The sequence below is a fragment of the Thermomonas sp. LB-4 genome (assembly GCF_036409385.1).
In the GTDB taxonomy this organism is placed as follows: Bacteria; Pseudomonadota; Gammaproteobacteria; order Xanthomonadales; family Xanthomonadaceae; genus Thermomonas.
In genome coordinates, this window is the sequence record NZ_JAXOFT010000003.1 from 55,222 (window position 1) to 76,444 (window position 21,223).

The window sequence follows — 21,223 nt, forward strand, 5'->3', positions numbered from 1 at the left end:
ACAATCGCGGCGCATTCCATCCATCCTCACACGGAGCCGCCATGTCCCGCACCCCGATCCATTCCGACGCCGCGCCCGCCGCCATCGGCCCGTACTCGCAGGCCATCCGCGCCGGCAACACCGTGTACCTGTCCGGGCAGACGCCGCTGGTGCCGGCCACCGGGCAGATGGCCGAAGGCGATATCGAGGCGCAGGCGCGGCAGGCGTTCGACAACCTGAAGGCGGTCTGCGAAGCAGCCGGCGGCTCGTTCGACAACATCGTGCGGCTGGGCCTGTACCTGACCGATCTGTCCGACTTCGCCCGCGTCAATGCGGTCATGGCGGACTATTTCAGCCAGCCCTATCCGGCCCGTTCCACCATCCAGGCGGCCGCGTTGCCGCGCGGCGCGGCGTTCGAGGTCGACGGAGTGATGGTGCTCTGAGGCGACATGCCGGTGGACGTCCGTGACGTGCCCTTGGCGCGGGCGATGCGCGTGGCCGCAGGCGGCGCCACGCGTCCGCCGGCCTGGCGCCGTTCGTCCCGGTAGCCGGTGTGCCTGCGGCCCCGCGTCCCGCTCTGGCAGGTGCCGATACCGGGCTTGCCGTCCTGCCCGGGGTCGGGCCGGTCCTGCGCGAAAAGCTGGCCGCGCGCGGGCTTTCCACCCTGCAGGACCTGTGGCTGCACCTGCCGCGCAGCTATGAGGATCGCACCCGGGTGACGCCGATCCGGCTGCTGCAGCCGGGTGTGGCGGCGCAGGTGGAAGGGCGGGTGGAAGCGGTGGAGCGCGGCTTCCGCTACCGGCCGATGCTGCGGGTGGCGCTGTCCGACGAAGGCCGCGGCACGCTGGTGCTGCGGTTCTTCCATTTCCGCGCGGCGCAGGTGGCGCAGTTCGCGGTGGGCGCGCGCGTGCGCGCCTACGGCACCCCGCGGCCCGGCCAGTACGGGCTGGAGATCGTGCATCCCAGCTACCAGGTGCTGGGCGGCGAGGTGGCGCTGGGCGAGACGCTGGATCCGGTGTATCCGGCCGTCGAGGGCATCGGCCCGGCCAGCCTGCGCAAGCTGGTGCTGCAGGCATTGCAGCGGCTGCCGGACGAGGCAGTGCTGGAACTACTGCCGCAACCGGTGCTGCGCGCGCTGCGGCTGCCGTCGCTGCGCGAGGCCATCCTGACCCTGCACATGCCGCCGCGCGATGCCGACCTCGCCGCGTTGCAGAGCGGCCTGCACCCGGCGCAGCGGCGGCTGGCGCTGGAGGAGCTGCTGGCCCACCAGCTGGGCCTGCGCCGGCAGCGGCTGGCGCTGCAGGCCGAAGGCACGCGCGCGCTGCACGGCGACGAAAAACTGGTGGCGAAATTGAGGAAGTCGCTGCCGTTCGCGCTGACTCAGGCGCAGGCGCGGGTCTATGCGCAGCTGCGCGAGGACCTGCGCCAGCCGCGCCCGATGCTGCGGCTGGTGCAGGGCGACGTGGGCAGCGGCAAGACCGTGGTCGCGGCGATGGCGGCGTTGCTCGCAGTCGCCGACGGGCGGCAAGCCGCGCTGATGGCGCCGACCGAGCTGCTGGCCGAGCAGCACCTCAACAACCTGTGCGGCTGGCTGGAGCCGCTGGGCCTGCGCGTGTGCTGGCTGGCCGGCAAGGTCACCGGCAAGGCGCGCGCGCAGGCGCTCAAGGACGTTGCCTCGGGCGCCGCGCAGGTGGTGGTGGGCACCCACGCGCTGATGCAGGAAGGGGTGGACTTCCATGATCTCGCGCTGGCCATCGTCGATGAGCAGCACCGCTTCGGCGTGCACCAGCGGCTGGCCCTGCGCGACAAGGGCAAGGGCAGCGTGCCGCACCAGCTGGTGATGACCGCCACGCCCATCCCGCGCACGCTGGCGATGAGCGCCTACGCCGATCTCGACGTGTCGGCCATCGACGAACTGCCGCCCGGCCGTACCCCGGTGACCACCATCGCGCTGGCCGCGGAACGCCGCCCGGAACTGGTCGAACGCATCCGCGCGGCGTGTGCCGAAGGGCGGCAGGCATATTGGGTCTGCACACTCATCGACGAGTCGGACGAAGTGGTGGCGCAGGCCGCGCAATCCACCTTCGAGGCGCTGCAGGCGGCGTTGCCCGGGGTGAGGGTGGCGCTGGTGCACGGACGCATGAAGGCGGCGGAGAAGCAGACCACCATGCGCGCATTCAAGCAGGGCGAAACGGGCCTGCTGGTGGCGACCACGGTGATCGAAGTGGGCGTGGACGTGCCCAACGCCTCGCTGATGGTGATCGAGAATGCCGAGCGGCTGGGCCTGGCCCAGTTGCACCAGCTGCGCGGGCGGGTCGGGCGCGGCAGCGCGGCGTCGAGCTGCGTGCTGCTGTACCAGTCCCCGCTGTCGGCGATGGCGCGCGAGCGGCTGGATACGCTGCGGCAGACCAGCGACGGCTTCGCCATTGCCGAGAAGGACCTGCAGCTGCGCGGCCCCGGCGAGCTGCTGGGCACGCGCCAGACCGGGCTGGCGGCCTTCCGCATGGCCGACCTGGCGCGCGATGCCGACCTGCTGCCGCAGGTGCATGCCCTCGCCGACCGGCTGCTGGCGGATGCGCCGCAAGTGGCGGACCGCATCGTCGACCGCTGGATCGGCGGCGCCGCGCGCTTTGCCGCGGCGTAGCGCTCAGGCCTCGCAGGCGGGCACGGCGCCGCAATAGATGCCGTGCAGGGTCTCGATGACGCGCTGGGCCGGGCCATCCGCCAGCGCGTAGAGGATCGTCTGCCCCTCGCGCCGCGTGTTCACCAGGCCGTCGTTGCGCAACACCGCGAGGTGCTGCGAGAGCGCCGACTGGCTCAGGTCGACCCGGGCATTGAGTTCGCCTACCGAGCGTTCGCCGCCGAACAACAGGCACAGCAGCATCAGGCGCTTGTCGTTGGCCAGCGCGCGCAGCAGCCGCGCGGCGTCGCCGGCGTGGGCACGCATGGCTTCCGGGTCCATGTCGAGGGCTGGCGGCGGAGGGGAGGGGGCCATCTTGGGCATTGCAGCGGGGCGGATGCGGCAGGAGGACGGCTTGAATTTATATCAGTTGACACTAATATAAGCAACAGCTAATGTATTCCTGCCGATGCGGCAGACCGGGGGTGGAAGATGGCCAGGATCGTGGTGATGGGAGCCGGGCTTGGTGGCATGAGCGCGGCCTACGAGCTCCGCGAAACGCTGGGCAAGGGGCACGAAATCGTGCTGGTGGGCAACGGCGACAGCTTCGGCTTCACGCCGTCCAATCCGTGGCTGGCGGTGGGCTGGCGCAAGCGCGACGAGATCAGCCTGGACGTGGCCGAACACGTCGGCCGCCACGGCATCCGCTTCGATGGCAGCGGCGTCGCCCAGATCGACGCCGCTGGCGATGCGGTGGTCACCGGCAGCGGCGAGCGCATCGGCTACGACTACCTGCTGGTCTGCACCGGGCCGAAGCTGGCCTTCGAGGAAGTGCCCGGCACCGGCCCGGACGGCGGCTTCACCCAGTCGGTCTGCACCACCCCGCACGCCGCGCATGCGTGGGAGGCCTATCAGGCATTCCTGCAGGATCCCGGCCCGGTCGTGATCGGCGCGGTGCAGGGCGCCAGCTGCTTCGGCCCGGCCTACGAGTTCGCGATGATCGTCGACGCCGACCTGCGCAAGCGCAAGCTGCGCGACAGGGTGCCGATGACCTTCGTGAGCAGCGAGCCGTACATCGGCCACATGGGCCTGGGCGGCGTGGGCGATTCCAAGGGCCTGATGGAATCGGAGCTGCGCCAGCGCCACATCAAGTGGGTGGTGAACAGCAAGGTGGCCGAGGTGCGCGACGGCGAAATGACCGTGGTGCCGCACGACGACAAGGGCCAGCCGCTGGAACCGCAGCAGCTGCCGTTCAAGTTCTCCATGCTGCTGCCTGCGTTCAAGGGCGTGGAGGCGGTGGCCGCGGTCGAAGGCCTGTGCAACCCGCGCGGCTTCGTGCTCGTGGACAAGCACCAGCGCAGCCCGAAGTACCCGAAGATCTTCGCGGCCGGCGTGTGCGTGGCGATCCCGCCGGTGGAAGCGACCCCGATCCCGACCGGCGCACCCAAGACCGGCTTCATGATCGAGTCGATGGTCACCACCATCGTGCGCAACATCCGGGCCGAGCTGAAGGGCGAGACGCCCGACTTCGAAGGCACCTGGAACGCGGTCTGCCTGGCCGACATGGGCGACACCGGCGCGGCGTTCGTGGCGCTGCCGCAGATCCCGCCGCGCAACGTGACGTGGACGAAGATCGGCAAGTGGGTGCACCTGGCCAAGATCGGCTTCGAGAAGTACTTCCTCTACAAGATGCGCCACGGCACCAGCGAGCCGATCTACGAGAAATACATCCTCGGCCTGCTCGGCATCGAGCGGCTGAAGGACGTCAAGCGTTCCAACTGAATCCCGACCCCCAAGGAGAGAGACATGACCCTCGATCGAGCCGTACAGGCATTTGCCGGCGTGATGGTGCTGGTCAGCGTGCTGCTGACCCAGTTCGTCCACCCCAACTTCTTCTGGCTCACCGTGTTCATCGGCGCCAACCTGTTCCAGTCCGCGTTCACTGGTTTCTGCCCCGCAGCGATGGTGATGAAGAAACTCGGTATCGGCCGCGGCGACGGCGCGTCCTGCAGCCGTTGCTGACGCCGTTGCACCAGAGGAGAAGATGATGCGCAAGCTGCGGCCCCTGTTGTTGCCAACCCTGCTGGCCCTGGCGGCCTGCGCTGGCGATGCGCCCGTCGCCACGCCGGCCCTGCCCGAGGACCTGACCACGTTCACCGTGGCCGAAGGGGGCGTCTTGTCCGGCCAGGGCTGGGACGGCGTGGTCGAGGCGGTGCGCCGCGCCGACCTTGCCGCGCAGACGGCGGGGCGGGTGTCGGCCGTGGCGGTGGACGTGAACGATCGCGTCCGCGCCGGCGAGGTGCTGCTGCGCATCACCGCGGTGGAGCAGGACGCCGCCGCCAACGCCGCGCGCGAGCAGCTGCGCGCCGCGGAAGCGTCCGCCGCGGAAGCCGAGCAGAACTACCGGCGCTTTGCCGCGCTGGCCGACGCGCAGTACGTGTCGAAGGCGCAGATCGACCAGGCTCGGGCGGCGCGCGACTCCGCGGTGGCGGCGCGCAACGCCGCTGCGGCGATGCTGGCGCAGGCCGTGCAGCAGTCGCAGTACACGGTGGTGCGCGCGCCGTTCGACGGCGTGGTGGCGCGGCGCGATGTCGAGCCCGGCGAAACCGTGGCGCCCGGCATGCCGCTGCTGACGGTGTACGCGCCGGACGCGCTGCGCATCGAAGTGGCCATCCCGCAGACCCGTGCCGAGGCGATCCGCAGGGATTCGCGCGCGCAGGTGTTGCTCGGCGATGGCCGCAAGGTCGCGTCGGCGGACGTGACGGTGTTCCCGGCGGCCGATCCGGCCAGCCACAGCGTCAACGTGCGGCTGAATCTGCCGTCGCTTGCGCCGCAGCCGGCGCCGGGCACCACTGCGAAGGTGGTGTTCGCCGCCGCCGCGGACGGAGGGGCGGGTGCCGCACAGGCGACGGTGCGCATTCCCGCCGCCAGCATCGCCCAGCGCGGCGAGCTGACCGGCGTGTACGTGGTGCAGGACGGCCGCCTGCAGCTGCGCCAGCTGCGGCTGGGTGCGCGCAGCGGCGATGCGGTGGAGGTGATTGCCGGGTTGAAGGCGGGCGAGGTGGTGGCCAGCGATCCGGTGGCTGCCACGCAGGCTATTGCCGCGCAGCGCAAGGCGGCGGAGGCGAGCCGTGACTGACGGGCAGCGTTTCGGCATTTCCGGGCGGCTGGCCGCGGCGTTCCAGCGCAACCCGCTGACCCCGATCCTGGCGATCATGGGGCTGCTGCTGGGCCTGCTGGCGGTGGCGATCACGCCGCGCGAGGAGGAGCCGCAGATCGACGTGACGATGGCGAATGTCATCGTGCCGTTCGATGGCGCCAGCAGTCGCGACGTCGAGCAATGGGTGGCCACGCCGCTGGAGCAGAAGCTGTCGGAGATCGAAGGCGTCAAGCACGTGTATTCGATCAGCCGGCCCGGCATGGCGGTACTGACGGTCGAATTCGAGGTCGGCGTGCAGCGCCAGCCGGCGCTGGTCCGCCTGTACAACCAGGTGTTCTCGAACGCCGATTTCCTGCCGCAGCGGGCCGGCGTCGGCCAGCCCATCGTCAAGCCCAAGGGCATCGACGACGTGCCGGTGATGGCGCTGACCCTGTGGAGCGACGATCCGCACATGGACGCCACCGCGCTGGGCGAAGTGGCGCATACGCTGGAAGCCGAACTCAAGCGCGTGCCCGGCACCCGCGACGTTTACACCATCGGCGCGCCCGACCGCAGCGTGCTGGTGACGCTGGATGCGGCCAAGCTGGCCGCCTACGGCATGAGCGGCAACGATCTGGCGCAGGCGCTGCAGACGGCCAACGTGGTGCACCAGGCCGGCGAGCGCGTGGACGCGGCGCAAGGCGCGGTTCCGGTGACGGCGGGCAGCTATCTGGCCAGCGCCGAGGACGTGGCCGGGCTGGTGATCGGCAGCCATGGCGGCAAGCCGCTGCTGCTGTCCGACGTGGCGACCATCGAGGCGCGCGGCGATCTCGCCCGCCAGTACGTCTGGCACGGCGCACCCACGGGCCGGGCCGGGCCGAAGGCCGGCAGCGCGCCGGCGGTCACGATGGCGATTGCCAAGAAGCCGGGCAGCAACGCCAGCGACATCACCACCGCGATTGCCCAGCGCATCGAACAACTCAAGGGTGAGCTGATCCCGCAGGGCGTGCAGGTCAGCGTGACCCGCGACTACGGCGCCAGTGCCAGCGACAAGGCTTCGACGCTGATCCAGAAGCTGGTGTTCGCCACCGGCAGCGTGGTGCTGCTGGTGCTGTTCGCGCTGGGCTGGCGCGAGGCCATCGTGGTCGGCGCGGCGGTGGTGCTGACGCTGGCGGTCACGCTGTTCGCCTCCAAGGTGATGGGCTTCACCCTCAACCGCGTGTCCCTGTTCGCGCTGATCTTCTCGATCGGGATCCTGGTCGACGACGCCATCGTGGTGGTCGAGAACATCCACCGGCACATGGCGCGCGGCGGCAAGACCCTGTTCGAGGCCATCCCGCCGGCGGTGGACGAAGTGGGCGGGCCGACCATCCTCGCCACCTTCACCGTGATCGCCGCGCTGATGCCGATGGCGTTCGTGTCGGGCCTGATGGGCCCGTACATGCGGCCGATCCCGATCAACGCCTCGGTGGGCATGCTGCTGTCGCTGGCGATCGCGCTCATCGTGACGCCGTGGCTGTCGCTGAAGCTGCTGGCCCGCCACGGGCACGCGGCGGAAGGTGGTCAAGCCCATGACGAGAAGCAGGCCAGCTGGCTGCATCGCCTGTTCGAGCGGGTGATGTCGCCGTTCCTGCGCGGCGACGGCGCGGCGCGCAGGCGCGGCCTGCTGTTCGCCGGGATGGTGGGCCTGGTGCTGCTGTCGGCGTCGCTGGCGGTGTTCAAGCTGGTGGTGCTGAAGATGCTGCCGCTGGACAACAAGTCCGAGGTGCAGGTGGTGGTGGACATGCCGGAGGGCAGCACGCTGGAGCAGACCAACGCGCTGCTGGCCGAGTTGGCGGCGAAGCTGGACACCGTGCCGGAGGTGCTGGACTACCAGGCCTACGCCGGCACCGCCGCGCCGATCAACTTCAACGGGCTGGTGCGGCAGTACTTCCTGCGCAGCGGCAGCAACGTGGGCGACCTGCAGGTCAACCTGGTGGACAAGCACGCGCGCGACCGCCAGAGCCACGAGATCGCGCTGGCGATGCGGCCGATGCTGGCCAAGGCCGGCGCGAAATACGGCGCCTCGGTGAAGGTGGTGGAAGTGCCGCCGGGCCCGCCGGTGCTGTCGCCGCTGGTGGCCGAGGTGTACGGGCCCGACTACGCCGGCCAGCGCAAGGTCGCGCTGGCGCTGGCGAAGGAGCGCTTCGCCGCTACCGAGGGCATCGTCGACGTCGACACCAGCGTGGAGGCGGACTCCCCGCGCGAGCGGATCGTGGTCGACCGCGAGCGCGCCGCCCGCCTCGGCGTGCCGCAATCGGCCATCGCCGATGCCATCGCCATGGGCGTGTCCGGGCTGGACGCCACCTACGTGCACGACGGCGCCTCGAAATACCCGCGCCCGGTGCGCCTGCGCCTGCCGGCGCAGGACCAGGCATCGCTGGCCTCGCTGCTGGCGCTCAAGGTGCGCGGCGCGCAGGGCCAGCTGGTGCCGCTGTCCGAGCTGGTGCGGGTGGAGGAGGCGACGTGGGACGGCGCCATCCACCACAAGGACGGCCTTCCGGTGGTCTACGTGACCGCGGACGAGGCCGGTGCGCTCGACAGCCCGCTGTACGGCATGTTCGGCATCGTCGGCCAGCTCGGCGACCACAAGGTCGCCGGGCAACAGCTTGCGCAGACCTTCATCACCCAGCCGGCCGATACCAGCGGCTATGCGGTGAAGTGGGACGGCGAATGGCAGATCACCTACGAGACCTTCCGCGACATGGGCATCGCCTACGCCGCCGGCATGGTGCTGATCTACCTGCTGGTGGTGGCGCAGTTCCGCAGCTACCTGGTGCCGCTGGTGATCATGGCGCCGATCCCGCTGACCGTGATCGGGGTGATGCCCGGCCACGCGCTGCTGGGCAAACAGTTCACCGCCACCAGCATGATCGGCATGATCGCGCTGGCCGGCATCATCGTCCGCAACTCCATCCTGCTGGTGGACTTCATCCAGCAGGAGGCCGCGCGCGGCGTGCCGCTGGTCGATGCCGTGATCGACGCCTGCGCGGTGCGCGCCAAGCCCATCGTGCTGACCGGCGTGGCGGCGATGCTGGGTGCGTTCTTCATCCTCGATGACCCGATCTTCAATGGCCTGGCGATCTCGCTGATCTTCGGCATCCTCGTCAGTACCATCCTCACGCTGGTGGTGATCCCCTTGCTGTACTACGTGCTGCGGCGGCGTACGCTGGACGCTGCCACGGCTGCCTGAAGCGATGATTGGAGGAATGGCATGAGCGAAGACGATGGCATCCGCCTGCTGCTGGAACAGGAAGGCCCCTACGCCTTCCGGATCAGCTTCGAAGGCACGGGCCTGGACGCCCTGCACACAGACGAGAGCGCGCCTTTGGGCGAAGGCGCCGGCCCGAACCCCTCGCACCTGCTGCTGGCCGGCGTGGCCAACTGCCTGTCGGCCAGCCTGCTGTTCGCGCTGCGCAAGTTCAAGAATGCGCCCGGTCCGATCCGCACCGAAATCGTGGCGCACAAGGCGCGCAACGAAAACGGGCGGTGGCGGATCCCGCGCGCAGAGGTGGCGATACGGCTGTCCGACGCCGCCGCGGGGCTGGAGCACTTCGACCGCGTGCTGGGCCAGTTCGAGGAGTTCTGCATCGTCACCCAGAGCGTGCGCGAAGGCATGCAGGTGGACGTGCGCATCATCGACGCCGACGGCGCCGAATACGTTCCCGGGGGCGCGGGGGCGGGCGCATGAGCGCGCCGTCCACCATCGTTGCCTGCCCGGCTTGCAACGGCTTGAATCGCGTGCCCAATGCGCGGCTGGCGGAGGCGCCGAAGTGTGGCAAGTGCGGCGCGGCGCTGTTCGTGGCGCATCCATTGGCGTTGGGCGCGGCCGGTTTCCATGCCCACGTCGAGCGCGCCGAGCTGCCGGTGCTGGTCGACTTCTGGGCGCCGTGGTGCGGCCCGTGCCGGATGATGGCGCCGCAGTTCGAGGCGGCGGCGGTACAACTGGAGCCCGCGCTGCGGCTGGCCAAGGTGGATACCGAGGCGCAGCCCGCGCTGGGCAGCCGCTTCGGCATCCGCAGCATTCCCACCCTGGTGCTGTTCCGCCAGGGCCGCGAGCTGGCGCGCCAGGCCGGTGCGATGGGCGCGGCTGATATCGTGCGCTGGACGCGCCAGTACCTTTGATTGCAGGAGTGTTTCCGTGAGCCAGTCCTATCCCGAGCTGATCGACGACCTCAATGCCGCCATCGGCAAGCTGCGCGAGGGTGCCCCGGATCCGATGCGGGGCTTCTCCGCATTGGCCCGCGAAGCGCTCAAGCCCGGCGCGCTGGACGTGAAGACCAAGGAGCTGATCGCGATCGGGATTGCCATCGCCACGCGTTGCGACGGCTGCATCGGCTTCCACGCCAAGGCCGCGATCAAGGCCGGCGCGACCCGCGAAGAAATCCTCGAAACCCTGTCGATGGCGATCTACATGGGCGCCGGCCCGTCGATGATCTACGCGGCGGAAGCGCTGCGCGCCTTCGACGAACTTGCCCCTTCGCAGGAGGCGCAGGCATGAGCATGCTGCGGCGAATCGTGTGGCCTGCACTGCTGCTGGCGGTTGCGCTGGCGACCGGCTGCGCGCATGCGCCGCCAGCGGCGACCTCGGTGGCGCTGCTGCAGCCGCTGCCGGGGCTGTACACCGCGGGCCAGCCGGCAGCCAGCGACTGGGCGGCAATCAAGGCGCGCGGCGTGCGTACCGTGGTCAACCTGCGCGCACCGGGCGAGCTCAAGGACCGCGACGAGGCTGCCGAAGTCCGCGCGGCCGGCCTGCGCTATGTCGAAATCCCGGTCAGCGGCGCCGAAGGCATCAATCCGGCCAATGCGCGCGCCCTCCACGAGGCGCTTGCGCCGGCCCACGGGGGCGGCGTGCTGGTGCATTGCGCCAGCGGCAACCGCGCCGGTGCGCTGCTGGCGCTGGAGCAGCGCGAGGGCGACGGCGTGGCTGCGCAGCGGGCGCTGGACATCGGCAAGTCCGGTGGCGTCACCGGGCTGGAAGGCAGGCTCCGGCAGGCACTGGGGATCCAGGAGTAAGGAGGCGGCATGGGCGCACGCATCACCGTCGTCGGCGCGGGCTTCGCCGGCCTGACCGCGCTGCGCACGCTGCGCAGGCACGCACCCGACGCCTCACTGACCCTGGTGGCGCCGCGCGCCGAACTGCATTACCTGCCGGGCACCATCTGGATCCCCTCCGGCCTGCGCAGCCGCGCCGACCTGGTGGTGCCGTTGGACGAATTCCTGCGCCGTGAGCGCATCAGCTTCCATCGCGCGCACGCCACCGGGCTGTCGGCGGACGGGCGCATCCTGCACACCGAGGCCGGCGACATCCCCAACGACGGCCTGGTCATCGCCACCGGTGCCCGCTTCATCCGCAAGCTGCCCGGCATCGAGCACGCCATCATTCCCTGCGAAGGCGTGGACGCTGGCGAGGCGATCCGCGACCGCCTTGCCGCGCTGGAGGGCGGCACGCTGTGCTTCGGCTTCGGCAGCAACCCGAACGAACCCATCGCCATGCGCGGCGGGCCGGTGTTCGAGTTCACGTTCGGCATCGAGACCCTGCTGCAGAAACAGCGGCGGCGGGAGCGCTTCCGGCTGGTGTTCTTCAGCCCGTCGGAAAAGCCGGGCCAGCGGCTGGGCGACAAGGCCGTCGGCTTGATCCTGGGCGAGATGCGCAGGCGCGGCATCGACACCGTACTGGGCGAGAAGCCGCAGCGCTTCGAAGCCGACGCGGTGCAGCTGGAGCGCACCCGCATCGACAGCGCCATGACCCTGTTCATGCCGGGGCTGACCGGCCAGGCGTGGCTCGACGACACCACGCTGCCACGCTCGCCCGGTGGCTTCGTGCAGGGTGACGCGCAGTGCCGCGTGCCCGGTTTCGACTGCACCTTCGTCGCCGGCGACGGCGGCAGCTTCCCCGGTCCGGACTGGCTGCCCAAGCAGGCGCACCAGGCCGACCTGCAGGCCGAGGTGGCCGCACGCAACCTGCTGCGCACCCTCCGCGGCGAGCCGGCGGAGGAGGCATTCACCGCCGAACTGGTGTGCATCGTCGATACACTGGATCGTGGCCTGCTGGTGACCCGCAAGGGCAGCGGCGGGCGGGCGTTGCCGCCGCTGCGCATGATGCATTGGGCCAAGGCCGCGTTCGAGAAGCGCTACCTGCGCCGCTACCGCTGAGTCGCTGCCGCTTGCCGGCATAATGCGGGGATGACCGCAGACCGCATCCCGCTACTCATCGATACCGACCCCGGCGTGGACGACGCGCTGGCCCTGCTGATGGCCTTCGATGATCCGCGCCATCACGTGGTCGGCCTGACCATCGCCGCCGGCAACGTCGGCCTGGGCCATACCGTCGCCAACGCGCTCAAGCTGTGCGAGGTGTGTGGCGTGGATGTGCCGGTATTTGCCGGCGCCGACGCGCCGCTGGTGTTCCCGGCCCGCGACGCCGCCTACGTGCACGGCCGCGACGGCTTCGGCGACACCGGCTACGCGCGTTCCTCGCGCGCCGCCGAAAGCGAACACGCCGCGCTGGCCATCCTGCGGCTGTCGCATGAGCACGCGGGCAAGCTGCTGCTGGTCGCGCTGGGCCCGCTGACCAACCTCGCGCTGGCGCTGAAGCTGGATCCCACGCTGCCGTCGCGGGTGGCCCGCTGCGTGGTGATGGGGGCCGCGGTCACCGCCCATGGCAACATCACCCCGGCCGCGGAGTTCAACATCGCCTTCGACCCGGAGGCGGCGCACATCGTGTTCTCGGCCTTCCCGACGGTCGAGCTGGCCGACTGGGAGGCGGTGCTGGCGCACGGTTTCCGCCATGACGACGCGGAGCGCTGGCTGGCCGCCGATTCGCCGCGGGCGCGGTTCTATGCCGGCATCTCCGCGCACACCCGCGCCTGGGCCAGGGCCGGCCGCGGCGAGCGCTGGCACGCCGCCGACGCGCTGGCGATGGCATTGGCGCTGCAGCCGGAGGGCGCGCTGGAGCTGCTGGCGCGTCCGCTGGCGGTGGAAACCGCCGGCCAGCACGCCCGCGGCGCCACCATCGTGGACTGGAACCGGCAGACCGGCGCGGCCGACAACGTGGCCATCCTGATGCGCTACGACCAGGCCCGGTTCGAGGCCATGATCGAGCGCGCCCTGGCCGCTTGCTGAGCCGGGGCAGGGTGGCTCCCGGGCCCCGGTTGCGCCGGGAATGCGGGGGTCGCTATAATGCGCGGCTCTTTCTCCCGTTCCACTTCCCAGAGTTTCCATCATGAAAGCCGGCATCCATCCCGAATACCGCGACGTCGTCTTCCAGGACGTGACCTCGGACTTCAAGATCCTGACCCGCTCGACCCTCTCCAGCAAGGAGACGGTGAAGTGGGAAGACGGCAACGAGTACCCGCTGATCAAGGTGGAAGTCTCGTCGTCCTCGCACCCCTTCTACACCGGCCAGAACAAGGTGATCGACACCAGCGGCCGCGTGGACAAGTTCCGCAAGCGCTACCAGAAGTAAGCGCCCGCGCAGCGTGTCACCCAGACGGCCGCCCCTTGGGCGGCCGTTTCGTTTTGGTTGATCCGGGTCAGGCGGCTGCGACTTTCGTCCGGGGTGCCGGTCTGGCCGCATATGCGATAATTCCGCTTTCCCATGCGCTGGCGCATGGCCCCGAGCGGCCGCGTGCCGGGCACCCCCAATGGAGTTGCGCCGTGTCCGAACTTGACCAGATCACCCTGACCGCAGGCGACAAGACGGTCGCCATGCCCGTGCTGAAGCCCACCCTGGGCCAGCCCTGCGTGGACATCGCGAAGCTGCCCAAGGAAACCGGCTGCTTCACCTACGATCCGGGCTTCGGCGCCACCGCCAGCTGCAAGTCGGCCATCACCTACATCGACGGCGACGCCGGCGTGCTGCTGTACCGCGGCTATCCGATCGAGCAGCTGGCCGAACACTCCACCTTCACCGAGGTGGCCTACCTGCTGATGCACGGCGAACTGCCCAACGCCCAGCAGCTGGACGGCTTCGAGCACGAAGTCACCCACCACACGATGATGCACGAGGCGTTCCGCACCTTCCTGTACGGCTTCCGCCACGACGCGCACCCGATGGCGATGCTGACCGGCATGCTGGGCTCGCTGGCCAGCTTCTACCACAACGACCTCGACCTCGACGATCCGGAGCAGCGCCGCCTGGCCGCGATCCGCCTGATCGCCAAGGTGCCGACCATAGCGGCGGCCTGCTACCGCTATTCGATCGGCTGGCCGATCCGCTACCCGCGCAACAACCTCGATTTCACCACCCGCTTCCTGCACATGATGAAGGAAGTGCCGAGCGAGCCGCTGGAGCTGAACCCGGTCGCCGCCAAGGCGATGGACCTGCTGTTCATCCTGCACGCCGACCACGAGCAGAACGCGTCGACCTCCACCGTCCGCCTGGTCGGTTCCACCGGTGCCAACCCCTACGTCAGCGTCGCCGCCGGCGTGGCCGCGCTGTGGGGCCCGGCGCACGGCGGCGCCAATGAGGCGGTGCTGAAGATGCTGGCCGAGATCGGCAGGCCGGAAAACGTGAAGTCCGCGGTCGACAAGGCCAAGGACAAGGAATCCGGCTTCCGCCTGATGGGCTTCGGCCACCGCGTCTACAAGAACTACGACCCGCGCGCGGCGCTGGTGCGCAAGATGACCCACGACGTGCTGGGCGCGCTCAACGTCAACGACCCGCTGCTGGAAGTGGCGGTGCGTCTGGAGGAAGCGGCGCTGAAGGACGACTACTTCGTGCAGCGCAAGCTCTACCCGAACGTCGATTTCTACAGCGGCCTCATCTACAAGGCGCTGGGCATCCCGGTGGAGATGTTCACGGTGATGTTCGCCATCGCCCGCACCGCCGGCTGGGTCAGCCACTGGTTGGAGCAGCAGGAAGATCCGGAAAACCGCATCGGCCGTCCGCGCCAGATCTACACCGGCGCCGGCAAGCGCGACTACGTGGATCTGGGCAAGCGCTGAGCCTGCCGCCGCGTGGCCACGGACGCCCCGCATTGCGGGGCGTTTCCGTCTGTGGCGTGCAGCGTCGAGAGGGGCGGGAGGGGTGGCGGCGAGGCAGCAACTCCTCTGCGGCAGGGTGTAGGGGCTGCGGGTCAGCGCGCCGCCTCGCCGGGAGCTTCGTCTTCGGCCAGCAGGGTCCGCAATTGCGCGGCCGAGGCGCGCCGCATCGGCTTCTCGTCGATGCTCGACAGCGGCGCCTGGCGCAGTCCGTCCAGTGGCAGCACGGTGGCATCGAACGCCAGGTCTTCCGCGCCGAAAAGCCAGCCGGGCGCATCCAGCTCGCGCGTGCGATCCAGCCGCAGGCGGCGGCTGCGCGCCTGCGCGGGGATGCCATGTTCGTCCAGCCAGCGCGGCACCGCGTCGGGGTCGTCGCTGTGCAGGTGCAGGGCGACCGGCGAATGGGCGTCGGCGGTGCCGTCCAGCACCGGGCCGACCAGGCGCGGTTCGAACGCGGCGAAGAACTCCAGCGCGCGCAGCGCGGCCTCGCGGCGTCGGCGCACCTCGGCCACCTGTCGATCGCCCAGGAACAGCCGCTGGTATTCGCGAAGCGCCTCCTCGATCTCGCGGTTGCGCGGCAGCGAGGCGTCGTCATGGATGCCCAGCCGCTGCGCGGCCTTGCGCTTCGCCAGCTGGAAGTCGCGGATGCCGCCTTCGGCCATCAGCCTTGCGGCTTCGTGGGCCAGGCGCTGCCGGCGCTCGCGGGTGCGCGCCTGCGCGTGCTGGTGCGCATGAACGTGCTGGCGGCTGTCCGGCATCGCGGTTCCTCGCGGCGACCTGCGCCGACTCTACCCGAGCTGGCGCGGCGTTGTCCGTGACGAAGGTGGGCGGCCTCAGAAGATGTCGAAGGATTCCTCCGCCGGCTGCGCCTCGATCTCGGGCTCGACCAGCGACTCTTCCTCCATCCGCTGCAGGTCTTCGGCCTTGACCCATTCCACGATGCCGCCGTCGCCGCCGGGTAGCAGCCGGCCACCGGGGCTGACGCTGACCTTGACCATGCCGGCCGGCGGATCGGGCAGCCGCTCGGGCTGGTCCTTCAGGGCCGCCTGCATGTAGCTGATCCAGATCGGCAGCGCGGCCTTGCCGCCGTATTCGCGGTAGCCCAGCGAGCGGAAGTCGTCGCGGCCCACCCAGACGGTGGTGACGTAGGGGCCGCCGAAGCCGGAGAACCAGGCGTCGCGGTGGTCGTTGGTGGAACCGGTCTTGCCGCCCACGTCCTCGCGGTTCAGCACCCGCGCGGCGGTGGCGGTGCCGCGCTTGACCACGTCGCGCATCATCGAAGCAAGCTGCCAGGCGACGCGCGGGTCGATGGCGCGCGGGGCGGCCACCACGTTCGGATCGATCGGCTGCGGCGCGGCAGCGGGTTGTGCGGGTTTGCCTGCGGCTGCCGCAGGCGCGGCGGTGCCGGCAGGGCCCAGATCAAAGCCGTCCACCCGCGCGCTGGACGGCACGGCAACGGCCTGACCGGGAGGGGTGGCGCCCGCGCAGGACGGGCAGGCGACCGGCGCGGCCTCCTTGAAGACCTCCTTGCCGTCGCGGTCGCGCACGTTGTCGATCACCCACGGCGTGACCAGGAAGCCGCCGTTGGCGAAGGCGCTGTAGCCGCGCGCCACCGACAGCGGGGTCAGCGAAGCGGTGCCCAGCGACATCGACAGGTTGGGCGGCAGGCTGGCCTCGTCGAAGCCGAAATGGCTGATGTAGCGGCGCGCATATTCCACGCCGATGGTGTCCAGCAGCCGCACCGACACCAGGTTGCGCGACTGCACCAGCGCCTCGCGGACCCGCATCGGGCCGGCGAAGTTGCCGCTGTCGTTCTGCGGCCGCCATTCCTTGCCGCGGCGGTCCTTGAACACCACCGGAGCGTCCAGCACGATCGAAGCGGGGTTGAAGCCGCGCTCGAATGCCGCCGCATAGAGGAAGGGTTTGAAGCTGGAGCCGGGCTGGCGACGCGCCTGGGTGGCGCGGTTGAACTTGTTGCCGGCGAAGCTGTAGCCGCCCACCAGCGCGCGCAGGGCGCCGTTGTCGGCGTCCAGCGACACCAGCGCCACCTGTGCCCGCGGAATCTGGTCGATCTCCCAGCGCGCCGGCGCCTCGGGCTTGTCGGCGGGCGCGGGCAGCCGGCGCACGCGCACCACGTCGCCGCGCTTGGCCAGCGCGGCGGCCGGCTTGCCGGTCCAGGCGATGGCGCTGCCGCTCAACGCCAGCTCGCTGCCGTCGCGCAGCACTACCGCCAGCCGGCCACCGGCGTTGTCGGTCACCACCGCCGGCAGCAGGTCGTTCTGCGCCGGGATGGCGCGCAGCAGGCGGCCGATGGCGGCGGCGTCCGCCCCTTCCGGGATCTGCACGGCCTGGTCGGGCTTGCGCCAGCCGTGGCGGTGGTCGTACACGCGCAGCCCCTCCACCACCGCGCGGTCGGCGGCGGCCTGCAGCACCGGGTCGATGGTGGTGGTGACGTGGTAGCCCTTGGTCAGGACGTCGCCGCCGAAGCGTTCCACCATCTGCTGGCGCACCATCTCGGCGACATAGGGCGCGTACACTTCGATCTCGCGCTCGTGCGGCTTGGCGTGCATGGGCGCCCGGCGCGCGGCGTCGGCGTCGGCGCGACTGACGAAGCCCAGCTCGGCCATGCGCGGGAGAATGTAATTGTCGCGGCGGATGCGGGCGCGCTCGGGGTTGCTGATCGGGTTGCCGCTGGACGGGAACTTGGGGATGCCGGCCAGGGTGGCGGCCTCGTCCAGGCTGAGCTGGTCCAGGGTCTTGCCGTAGTAGAACTCGGCGGCCGCCGCCACGCCGTAGGCGCGGTTGCCGAAGAAGCTCTTGTTGAGGTACAGCTCGAAGATCTCGTCCTTGTCCAGCTCCCGCTCCATCTTCATCGCCAGCAGCATCTCGGCAAACTTGCGGCGGAAGCTGTATTCGGAGCTCAGGAAGAACTGCTTGGCCACCTGCTGGGTGATGGTGGAACCGCCGGCCACCCGCTCCCGGCCGCCGGTCTTGGCCAGCAGCCAGAGCGCGCGCAGCACGCCCTTCACGTCGATGCCGTGGTGGTCGTAGAAATTGGCGTCCTCGGCGGCCAGGAAGGCCTGCTTGACCCGCGGCGGGACCTTCCCGATCTCCACCGGGTAGCGCCGCATTTCACCGAACAGCCCGATCAGGCGGCCGTCGCGGGCATAGACGTACATCGGCTCCTGCAGCTCGATCGAGCGCAGGCTCTGCACGTCCGGCAGCCGTGCGCTGACCGCGTAGACCATGATGCCGAGCGCCACGCCGCCGGCCAGGCAGGCGGCGGCCGCGCCGAGCAGGATCCAGCGCAACAGGCGGGGGATGCGGGGCATGGGCGCAGATTCCGATTGCAGCAAACGGGGCTGCGGAGTATAGAGTAGGCGCCGGCAACGACCGGCCCACGGGGGTGGCCGGTTTCCCTTCGCGCATGCGTAAATGGAGACCGGACAGGGCGAAATGGGGCGTGCGCGGCCGGTGCGTCGGTTGAAACCGGTTGCCTTGTCGTGAAAAGTCCGTTATTCATGTAGCACAGCACCTGTTGCGCGTAAGCGCCTGTGGCAAGGGGAGATACCGTGGGTCTGGGGACGAAAGCGCAACCGCCGTTGATCGGCGTGGACATCAGTTCGACCGCGGTCAAGCTGTTGCAGCTTGCGCGCACCGGCGACCGTTACCGCGTGGAGCACTACGCGGTGGAGCCGCTGCCGCCGAATGCCGTGGTCGAGAAGAATCTGGTCGAGGTCGAGGCCGTGGGCGAGGCGATCCGCCGCGCCGTGGCGCGCTCGGGCACCCGGGTCAAGAACGCCGCCGCTGCGGTGTCCGGCTCCTCGGTGATCACCAAGGTGATCCCGATGCCCGCTGCGCTCAGCGAGGACGAGCTGGAATCGCAGATCGAGCTCGAAGCGGTCAACTACATCCCGTACCCGGTCGAGGAAGTGAATCTCGATTTCGAGGTGCTGGGGCCGATGCCCGGCAATGCCGAGATGGTGCAGGTGCTGTTGGCGGCCTCGCGCTCCGAGAACGTCGAGATCCGCGCCTCGGCGCTGGAACTGGGCGGTTTGGCCGCCAAGGTCATCGACGTCGAGGCCTTCTGCATCGAGAACGCCTTCGCGCTGATGGCACCTACGCTGAACGTGCCGCGTGATGGGCTGGTGGCGCTGGTCGACGTCGGTGCCACCATGACCACCCTCAATGTCCTGCGCGGTGGCCGCAGCATCTACACCCGCGAGAACGTGTTCGGCGGCAAGCAGCTGACCGATGAGGTCATGCGCCGCTACAGCCTGAGCTACGAGGAAGCTGGCCTGGCCAAGCGCCAGGGCGGGCTGCCGGAAAGCTACGAGATCGAGGTGCTCGATCCGTTCAAGGAAGCCATGGTCCAGCAGGTCAGCCGCCTGCTGCAGTTCTTCTACGCCGGCAGCGAGTTCAACCGCGTCGACCAGGTGGTGCTGGCGGGTGGCTGCGCCTCCATCCCCGGCATCGCCGCGATGGTGGAAGAGCAGCTCGGCATCCCGAGCGTGATGGCCAACCCCCTGGCGCAGATGACGCTGGGCCCGCGCGTGCAGGCGCATGCCCTGGCGCAGGACGCACCGGCGTTGATGATCGCCTGCGGCCTGGCACTGAGGAGTTTCGACTGATGGCACGGATCAACCTCCTCCCATGGCGCGAGGAGCGCCGCAAGGCCCGGCAGAAGGAGTTCGCCGGCATGCTCGGGCTGGCGGTCCTCGCCGGCATCCTGCTGTCGTTCCTGATCGTCAGCTTCTATAGCGGCCGCATCTCCAGCCAGACCGCCCGCAACGAATACCTGCGCGGGGAGATCAGCAAGGTCGATGGCCAGATCAAGGAGATCGAGGCGCTCGACAAGAAGCAGGCGAAGCTGCTGGCACGCAAGGAAGTGATCGAGCAACTGCAGGCCAACCGGGCGCAGATGGTGCACCTGTTCGATTCGCTGGTCCGCACCATCCCCGACGGGGTGGCGCTGACCGCGATCAAGCAGGAAGGTGACATCCTCACCCTGAGCGGTCGTTCGCAGTCGAATGCGCGGGTTTCCACGTACATGCGCAACCTCGAGAGCTCGGGCTGGATGACCAACCCCGACCTCAACGTGATCGAGGCCAAGGAAGGCAATGCCGGCCTGCCCTACGAGTTCAACCTCAAGGTCAAGCTCGCCAACCCGAACGCGGCCAAGGACAGCGAGACCGCGCCGGTCGTGCCGGCGGCGTCTGCGCCTGCTGCTGGAGGAGCCGCGTCGTGAACAACAAGAAGAAGGTTAATCTTCGCGAACTGGAACTCAACAACATCGGCAACTGGCCGCGCGAAGCGCAGCTCGGTTTCTGCGGCCTGATCGTGCTGCTGCTGGTGGTGTTGGCGTGGTTCCTGGTGGTCAGTGGCAAGCGTGACGAGCTCAAGGGCCTCGAGGCCCAGGAAACCGAGCTGCGTACCGAGTTCGAAACCAAGCAGGGGCGCGCCGCCAACCTGGAGCCGCTCAAGCAGCAGCTGGCGCAGATGGAGCAGCAGTTGCAGCAGATGCTGCGGCAGCTGCCCAGCAAGACCGAAATGCCCGACCTGATCGTGGACATCTCGCAGACCGCACTGGCCACCGGCATCCAGAATGACCTGTTCCAGCCTGGTCCGGAGGCGAAGCAGGAGTTCTACGCCGAGAAGCCGATCATGCTGCGGATGGTGGGCAGCTACCACCAGTTCGGCGCCTTTGTCAGCGGCGTGGCGTCGCTGCCGCGCGTGGTCATCATGACCATGCACGACATCTCGCTGCAGCCCAAGAAGACCAAGGACAACCCGAACGCCCGCATCGGTGCCAACAGCGCCCTGGAGCTGGCCGGTACGGTCAAGACCTACCGCTACCTGGACGAGGACGAAGCGGCGCAATCCGAGCCGGCCGCTGACGCCGCCAAGAAGGAGGGCAAGTGACCATGCGCCTGACATCGCTTCGTCGCGTCTCCCGCCTTGCATTGGTGTTGTTGCTGTGCGGACTGCTGGCCGCATGTGGCAGTGGCCGCGGCGACCTGGAGAAATGGGTGGCCGAGGTGAAGGCCAAGCCGGCCCCGGCGTTGCCGCCGCTGCCGGTCATGCAGCAGTTCGAGACCTTTGAATACACCGCGCAGAACATGCGCGATCCGTTCGACCAGGCCTTCAGCGGAGACGGTGCCGGTAGCGGCCCGCGGCCGGATCCGGGCCGGCGCAAGCAGACGCTGGAAATGTTCGCCCTCGACAGCCTGAAAATGGTTGGCTCGCTGGGAGGCGGCAAGAACCTGGTGGCGCTGGTGATGGCCCCGGACAAGGTGACCTACCGGGTAAGCCCGGGGGCCTACCTGGGGCAAAGCGACGGCCGGGTGACCGGCGTCTACGAAGACCGGATCGAACTGGTCGAACTGGTTCCGGATGGCGCAGGCGGATGGCTGGAACGTCCCGCCAAGCTGGCGCTCGAAGACAATTGATTTGGGGAATAC

21 protein-coding genes are annotated in these 21,223 nt (G+C 69.5%); 18 read left to right on the forward strand and 3 right to left on the reverse strand.

Features of this window, described 5'->3' with window-relative positions; translation table 11 throughout:
- Nucleotides 1–41: 41 nt before the first annotated feature.
- A complete protein-coding gene (locus SPK54_RS03530) occupies nucleotides 42–422 on the forward strand; it encodes a RidA family protein (protein WP_330946549.1) in 381 nt (126 codons plus the stop codon).
- A 110-nt stretch (nucleotides 423–532) separates the two neighbouring features.
- On the forward strand, nucleotides 533–2,623 hold the full coding sequence (gene recG, locus SPK54_RS03535) for an ATP-dependent DNA helicase RecG (RefSeq protein ID WP_330946550.1): 2,091 nt from the start codon (nucleotides 533–535) through the stop codon (nucleotides 2,621–2,623).
- A 3-nt stretch (nucleotides 2,624–2,626) separates the two neighbouring features.
- Here the strand turns inward: recG and SPK54_RS03540 are convergent, their stop codons facing one another.
- Entirely contained in the window at nucleotides 2,627–2,974 is a 348-nt protein-coding gene (locus SPK54_RS03540) for a metalloregulator ArsR/SmtB family transcription factor (protein ID WP_330946551.1), read from the reverse strand.
- Nucleotides 2,975–3,109: 135 nt separating this feature from the next.
- On the opposite strand from SPK54_RS03540, the gene SPK54_RS03545 reads away from it, so the two are divergent.
- The 12 genes from SPK54_RS03545 to SPK54_RS03600 all read left to right on the forward strand — a co-directional run bounded on the left by SPK54_RS03545 (nucleotide 3,110) and on the right by SPK54_RS03600 (nucleotide 14,726).
- A complete protein-coding gene (locus SPK54_RS03545) occupies nucleotides 3,110–4,381 on the forward strand; it encodes an FAD/NAD(P)-binding oxidoreductase (protein ID WP_330946552.1) in 1,272 nt (423 codons plus the stop codon).
- A gap of 24 nt (nucleotides 4,382–4,405) precedes the next feature.
- A complete protein-coding gene (locus tag SPK54_RS03550) occupies nucleotides 4,406–4,621 on the forward strand; it encodes a DUF2892 domain-containing protein (protein ID WP_330946553.1) in 216 nt (71 codons plus the stop codon).
- 25 nt (nucleotides 4,622–4,646) lie between these two features.
- Complete coding sequence (locus SPK54_RS03555; protein ID WP_330946554.1) at nucleotides 4,647–5,738, forward strand: efflux RND transporter periplasmic adaptor subunit; 1,092 nt, start codon at nucleotides 4,647–4,649, stop codon at nucleotides 5,736–5,738.
- Nucleotides 5,731–8,970 (forward strand): efflux RND transporter permease subunit, encoded by a 3,240-nt coding sequence (locus tag SPK54_RS03560; RefSeq protein ID WP_330946555.1) that lies wholly within the window; start codon nucleotides 5,731–5,733, stop codon nucleotides 8,968–8,970. Before SPK54_RS03555 ends, SPK54_RS03560 begins: the two co-directional genes overlap by 8 nt.
- Nucleotides 8,971–8,991: 21 nt before the next feature.
- On the forward strand, nucleotides 8,992–9,468 hold the full coding sequence (locus SPK54_RS03565) for an OsmC family protein (RefSeq protein ID WP_330946556.1): 477 nt from the start codon (nucleotides 8,992–8,994) through the stop codon (nucleotides 9,466–9,468).
- Nucleotides 9,465–9,902 carry a thioredoxin TrxC gene (trxC, locus tag SPK54_RS03570; protein ID WP_330946557.1) on the forward strand — a complete coding sequence of 146 codons (438 nt, stop codon included), beginning with the start codon at nucleotides 9,465–9,467 and terminating at the stop codon, nucleotides 9,900–9,902. The genes SPK54_RS03565 and trxC overlap by 4 nt, the downstream gene beginning before the upstream one ends.
- 16 nt (nucleotides 9,903–9,918) lie before the next feature.
- Nucleotides 9,919–10,278, forward strand: a complete 360-nt coding sequence (locus SPK54_RS03575; RefSeq protein ID WP_190280127.1) for a carboxymuconolactone decarboxylase family protein — start codon at nucleotides 9,919–9,921, stop codon at nucleotides 10,276–10,278.
- Nucleotides 10,275–10,793 (forward strand): protein tyrosine phosphatase family protein, encoded by a 519-nt coding sequence (locus SPK54_RS03580; protein ID WP_330946559.1) that lies wholly within the window; start codon nucleotides 10,275–10,277, stop codon nucleotides 10,791–10,793. Before SPK54_RS03575 ends, SPK54_RS03580 begins: the two co-directional genes overlap by 4 nt.
- A gap of 9 nt (nucleotides 10,794–10,802) precedes the next feature.
- A complete protein-coding gene (locus SPK54_RS03585) occupies nucleotides 10,803–11,933 on the forward strand; it encodes an FAD-dependent oxidoreductase (RefSeq protein ID WP_330946560.1) in 1,131 nt (376 codons plus the stop codon).
- Nucleotides 11,934–11,963: 30 nt separating this feature from the next.
- Entirely contained in the window at nucleotides 11,964–12,902 is a 939-nt protein-coding gene (locus SPK54_RS03590) for a nucleoside hydrolase (RefSeq protein ID WP_330946561.1), read from the forward strand.
- Between the two features lie 100 nt (nucleotides 12,903–13,002).
- Entirely contained in the window at nucleotides 13,003–13,245 is a 243-nt protein-coding gene (locus tag SPK54_RS03595; RefSeq protein WP_330946562.1) for a type B 50S ribosomal protein L31, read from the forward strand.
- A 191-nt stretch (nucleotides 13,246–13,436) separates the two neighbouring features.
- Entirely contained in the window at nucleotides 13,437–14,726 is a 1,290-nt protein-coding gene (locus SPK54_RS03600; protein ID WP_330946563.1) for a citrate synthase, read from the forward strand.
- A 131-nt stretch (nucleotides 14,727–14,857) separates the two neighbouring features.
- Here SPK54_RS03600 and SPK54_RS03605 read toward each other — a convergent pair whose 3' ends face one another.
- Both SPK54_RS03605 and SPK54_RS03610 read right to left on the reverse strand, forming a co-directional pair.
- On the reverse strand, nucleotides 14,858–15,520 hold the full coding sequence (locus SPK54_RS03605) for a hypothetical protein (RefSeq protein ID WP_330946564.1): 663 nt from the start codon (nucleotides 15,518–15,520) through the stop codon (nucleotides 14,858–14,860).
- 75 nt (nucleotides 15,521–15,595) lie between these two features.
- Complete coding sequence (locus SPK54_RS03610) at nucleotides 15,596–18,094, reverse strand: penicillin-binding protein 1A (RefSeq protein WP_330946565.1); 2,499 nt, start codon at nucleotides 18,092–18,094, stop codon at nucleotides 15,596–15,598.
- Nucleotides 18,095–18,334: 240 nt separating this feature from the next.
- Between SPK54_RS03610 and SPK54_RS03615 the strand changes: the two genes are divergently transcribed.
- Genes SPK54_RS03615 through SPK54_RS03630 form a run of 4 tightly spaced genes read left to right on the forward strand, consistent with a single transcriptional unit; the run spans nucleotide 18,335 to nucleotide 21,211 of the window.
- A complete protein-coding gene (locus SPK54_RS03615) occupies nucleotides 18,335–19,393 on the forward strand; it encodes a pilus assembly protein PilM (protein ID WP_190280135.1) in 1,059 nt (352 codons plus the stop codon).
- Nucleotides 19,393–20,010, forward strand: a complete 618-nt coding sequence (locus SPK54_RS03620; protein WP_190280136.1) for a PilN domain-containing protein — start codon at nucleotides 19,393–19,395, stop codon at nucleotides 20,008–20,010. Before SPK54_RS03615 ends, SPK54_RS03620 begins: the two co-directional genes overlap by 1 nt.
- On the forward strand, nucleotides 20,007–20,684 hold the full coding sequence (gene pilO, locus SPK54_RS03625) for a type 4a pilus biogenesis protein PilO (RefSeq protein WP_330946566.1): 678 nt from the start codon (nucleotides 20,007–20,009) through the stop codon (nucleotides 20,682–20,684). The genes SPK54_RS03620 and pilO overlap by 4 nt, the downstream gene beginning before the upstream one ends.
- The gene (locus tag SPK54_RS03630) at nucleotides 20,681–21,211 is read left to right on the forward strand and encodes a pilus assembly protein PilP (RefSeq protein WP_190280138.1); all 531 of its coding nucleotides are present in this window, start codon (nucleotides 20,681–20,683) and stop codon (nucleotides 21,209–21,211) included. Before pilO ends, SPK54_RS03630 begins: the two co-directional genes overlap by 4 nt.
- Nucleotides 21,212–21,223 lie beyond the last annotated feature (12 nt).

Coding starts and splice junctions, on each gene's coding strand:
- SPK54_RS03530 (WP_330946549.1), top strand. CDS start 42: ATGTCCCGCACCCCGATCCATTCCGACGCCGCGCCCGCCGCCATCGGC.
- SPK54_RS03540 (WP_330946551.1), bottom strand. CDS start 2,974: ATGGCCCCCTCCCCTCCGCCGCCAGCCCTCGACATGGACCCGGAAGCC.
- SPK54_RS03545 (WP_330946552.1), top strand. CDS start 3,110: ATGGGAGCCGGGCTTGGTGGCATGAGCGCGGCCTACGAGCTCCGCGAA.
- SPK54_RS03550 (WP_330946553.1), top strand. CDS start 4,406: ATGACCCTCGATCGAGCCGTACAGGCATTTGCCGGCGTGATGGTGCTG.
- SPK54_RS03555 (WP_330946554.1), top strand. CDS start 4,647: ATGCGCAAGCTGCGGCCCCTGTTGTTGCCAACCCTGCTGGCCCTGGCG.
- SPK54_RS03565 (WP_330946556.1), top strand. CDS start 8,992: ATGAGCGAAGACGATGGCATCCGCCTGCTGCTGGAACAGGAAGGCCCC.
- trxC (WP_330946557.1), top strand. CDS start 9,465: ATGAGCGCGCCGTCCACCATCGTTGCCTGCCCGGCTTGCAACGGCTTG.
- SPK54_RS03580 (WP_330946559.1), top strand. CDS start 10,275: ATGAGCATGCTGCGGCGAATCGTGTGGCCTGCACTGCTGCTGGCGGTT.
- SPK54_RS03585 (WP_330946560.1), top strand. CDS start 10,803: ATGGGCGCACGCATCACCGTCGTCGGCGCGGGCTTCGCCGGCCTGACC.
- SPK54_RS03590 (WP_330946561.1), top strand. CDS start 11,964: ATGACCGCAGACCGCATCCCGCTACTCATCGATACCGACCCCGGCGTG.
- SPK54_RS03595 (WP_330946562.1), top strand. CDS start 13,003: ATGAAAGCCGGCATCCATCCCGAATACCGCGACGTCGTCTTCCAGGAC.
- SPK54_RS03605 (WP_330946564.1), bottom strand. CDS start 15,520: ATGCCGGACAGCCGCCAGCACGTTCATGCGCACCAGCACGCGCAGGCG.
- SPK54_RS03610 (WP_330946565.1), bottom strand. CDS start 18,094: ATGCCCCGCATCCCCCGCCTGTTGCGCTGGATCCTGCTCGGCGCGGCC.
- SPK54_RS03620 (WP_190280136.1), top strand. CDS start 19,393: ATGGCACGGATCAACCTCCTCCCATGGCGCGAGGAGCGCCGCAAGGCC.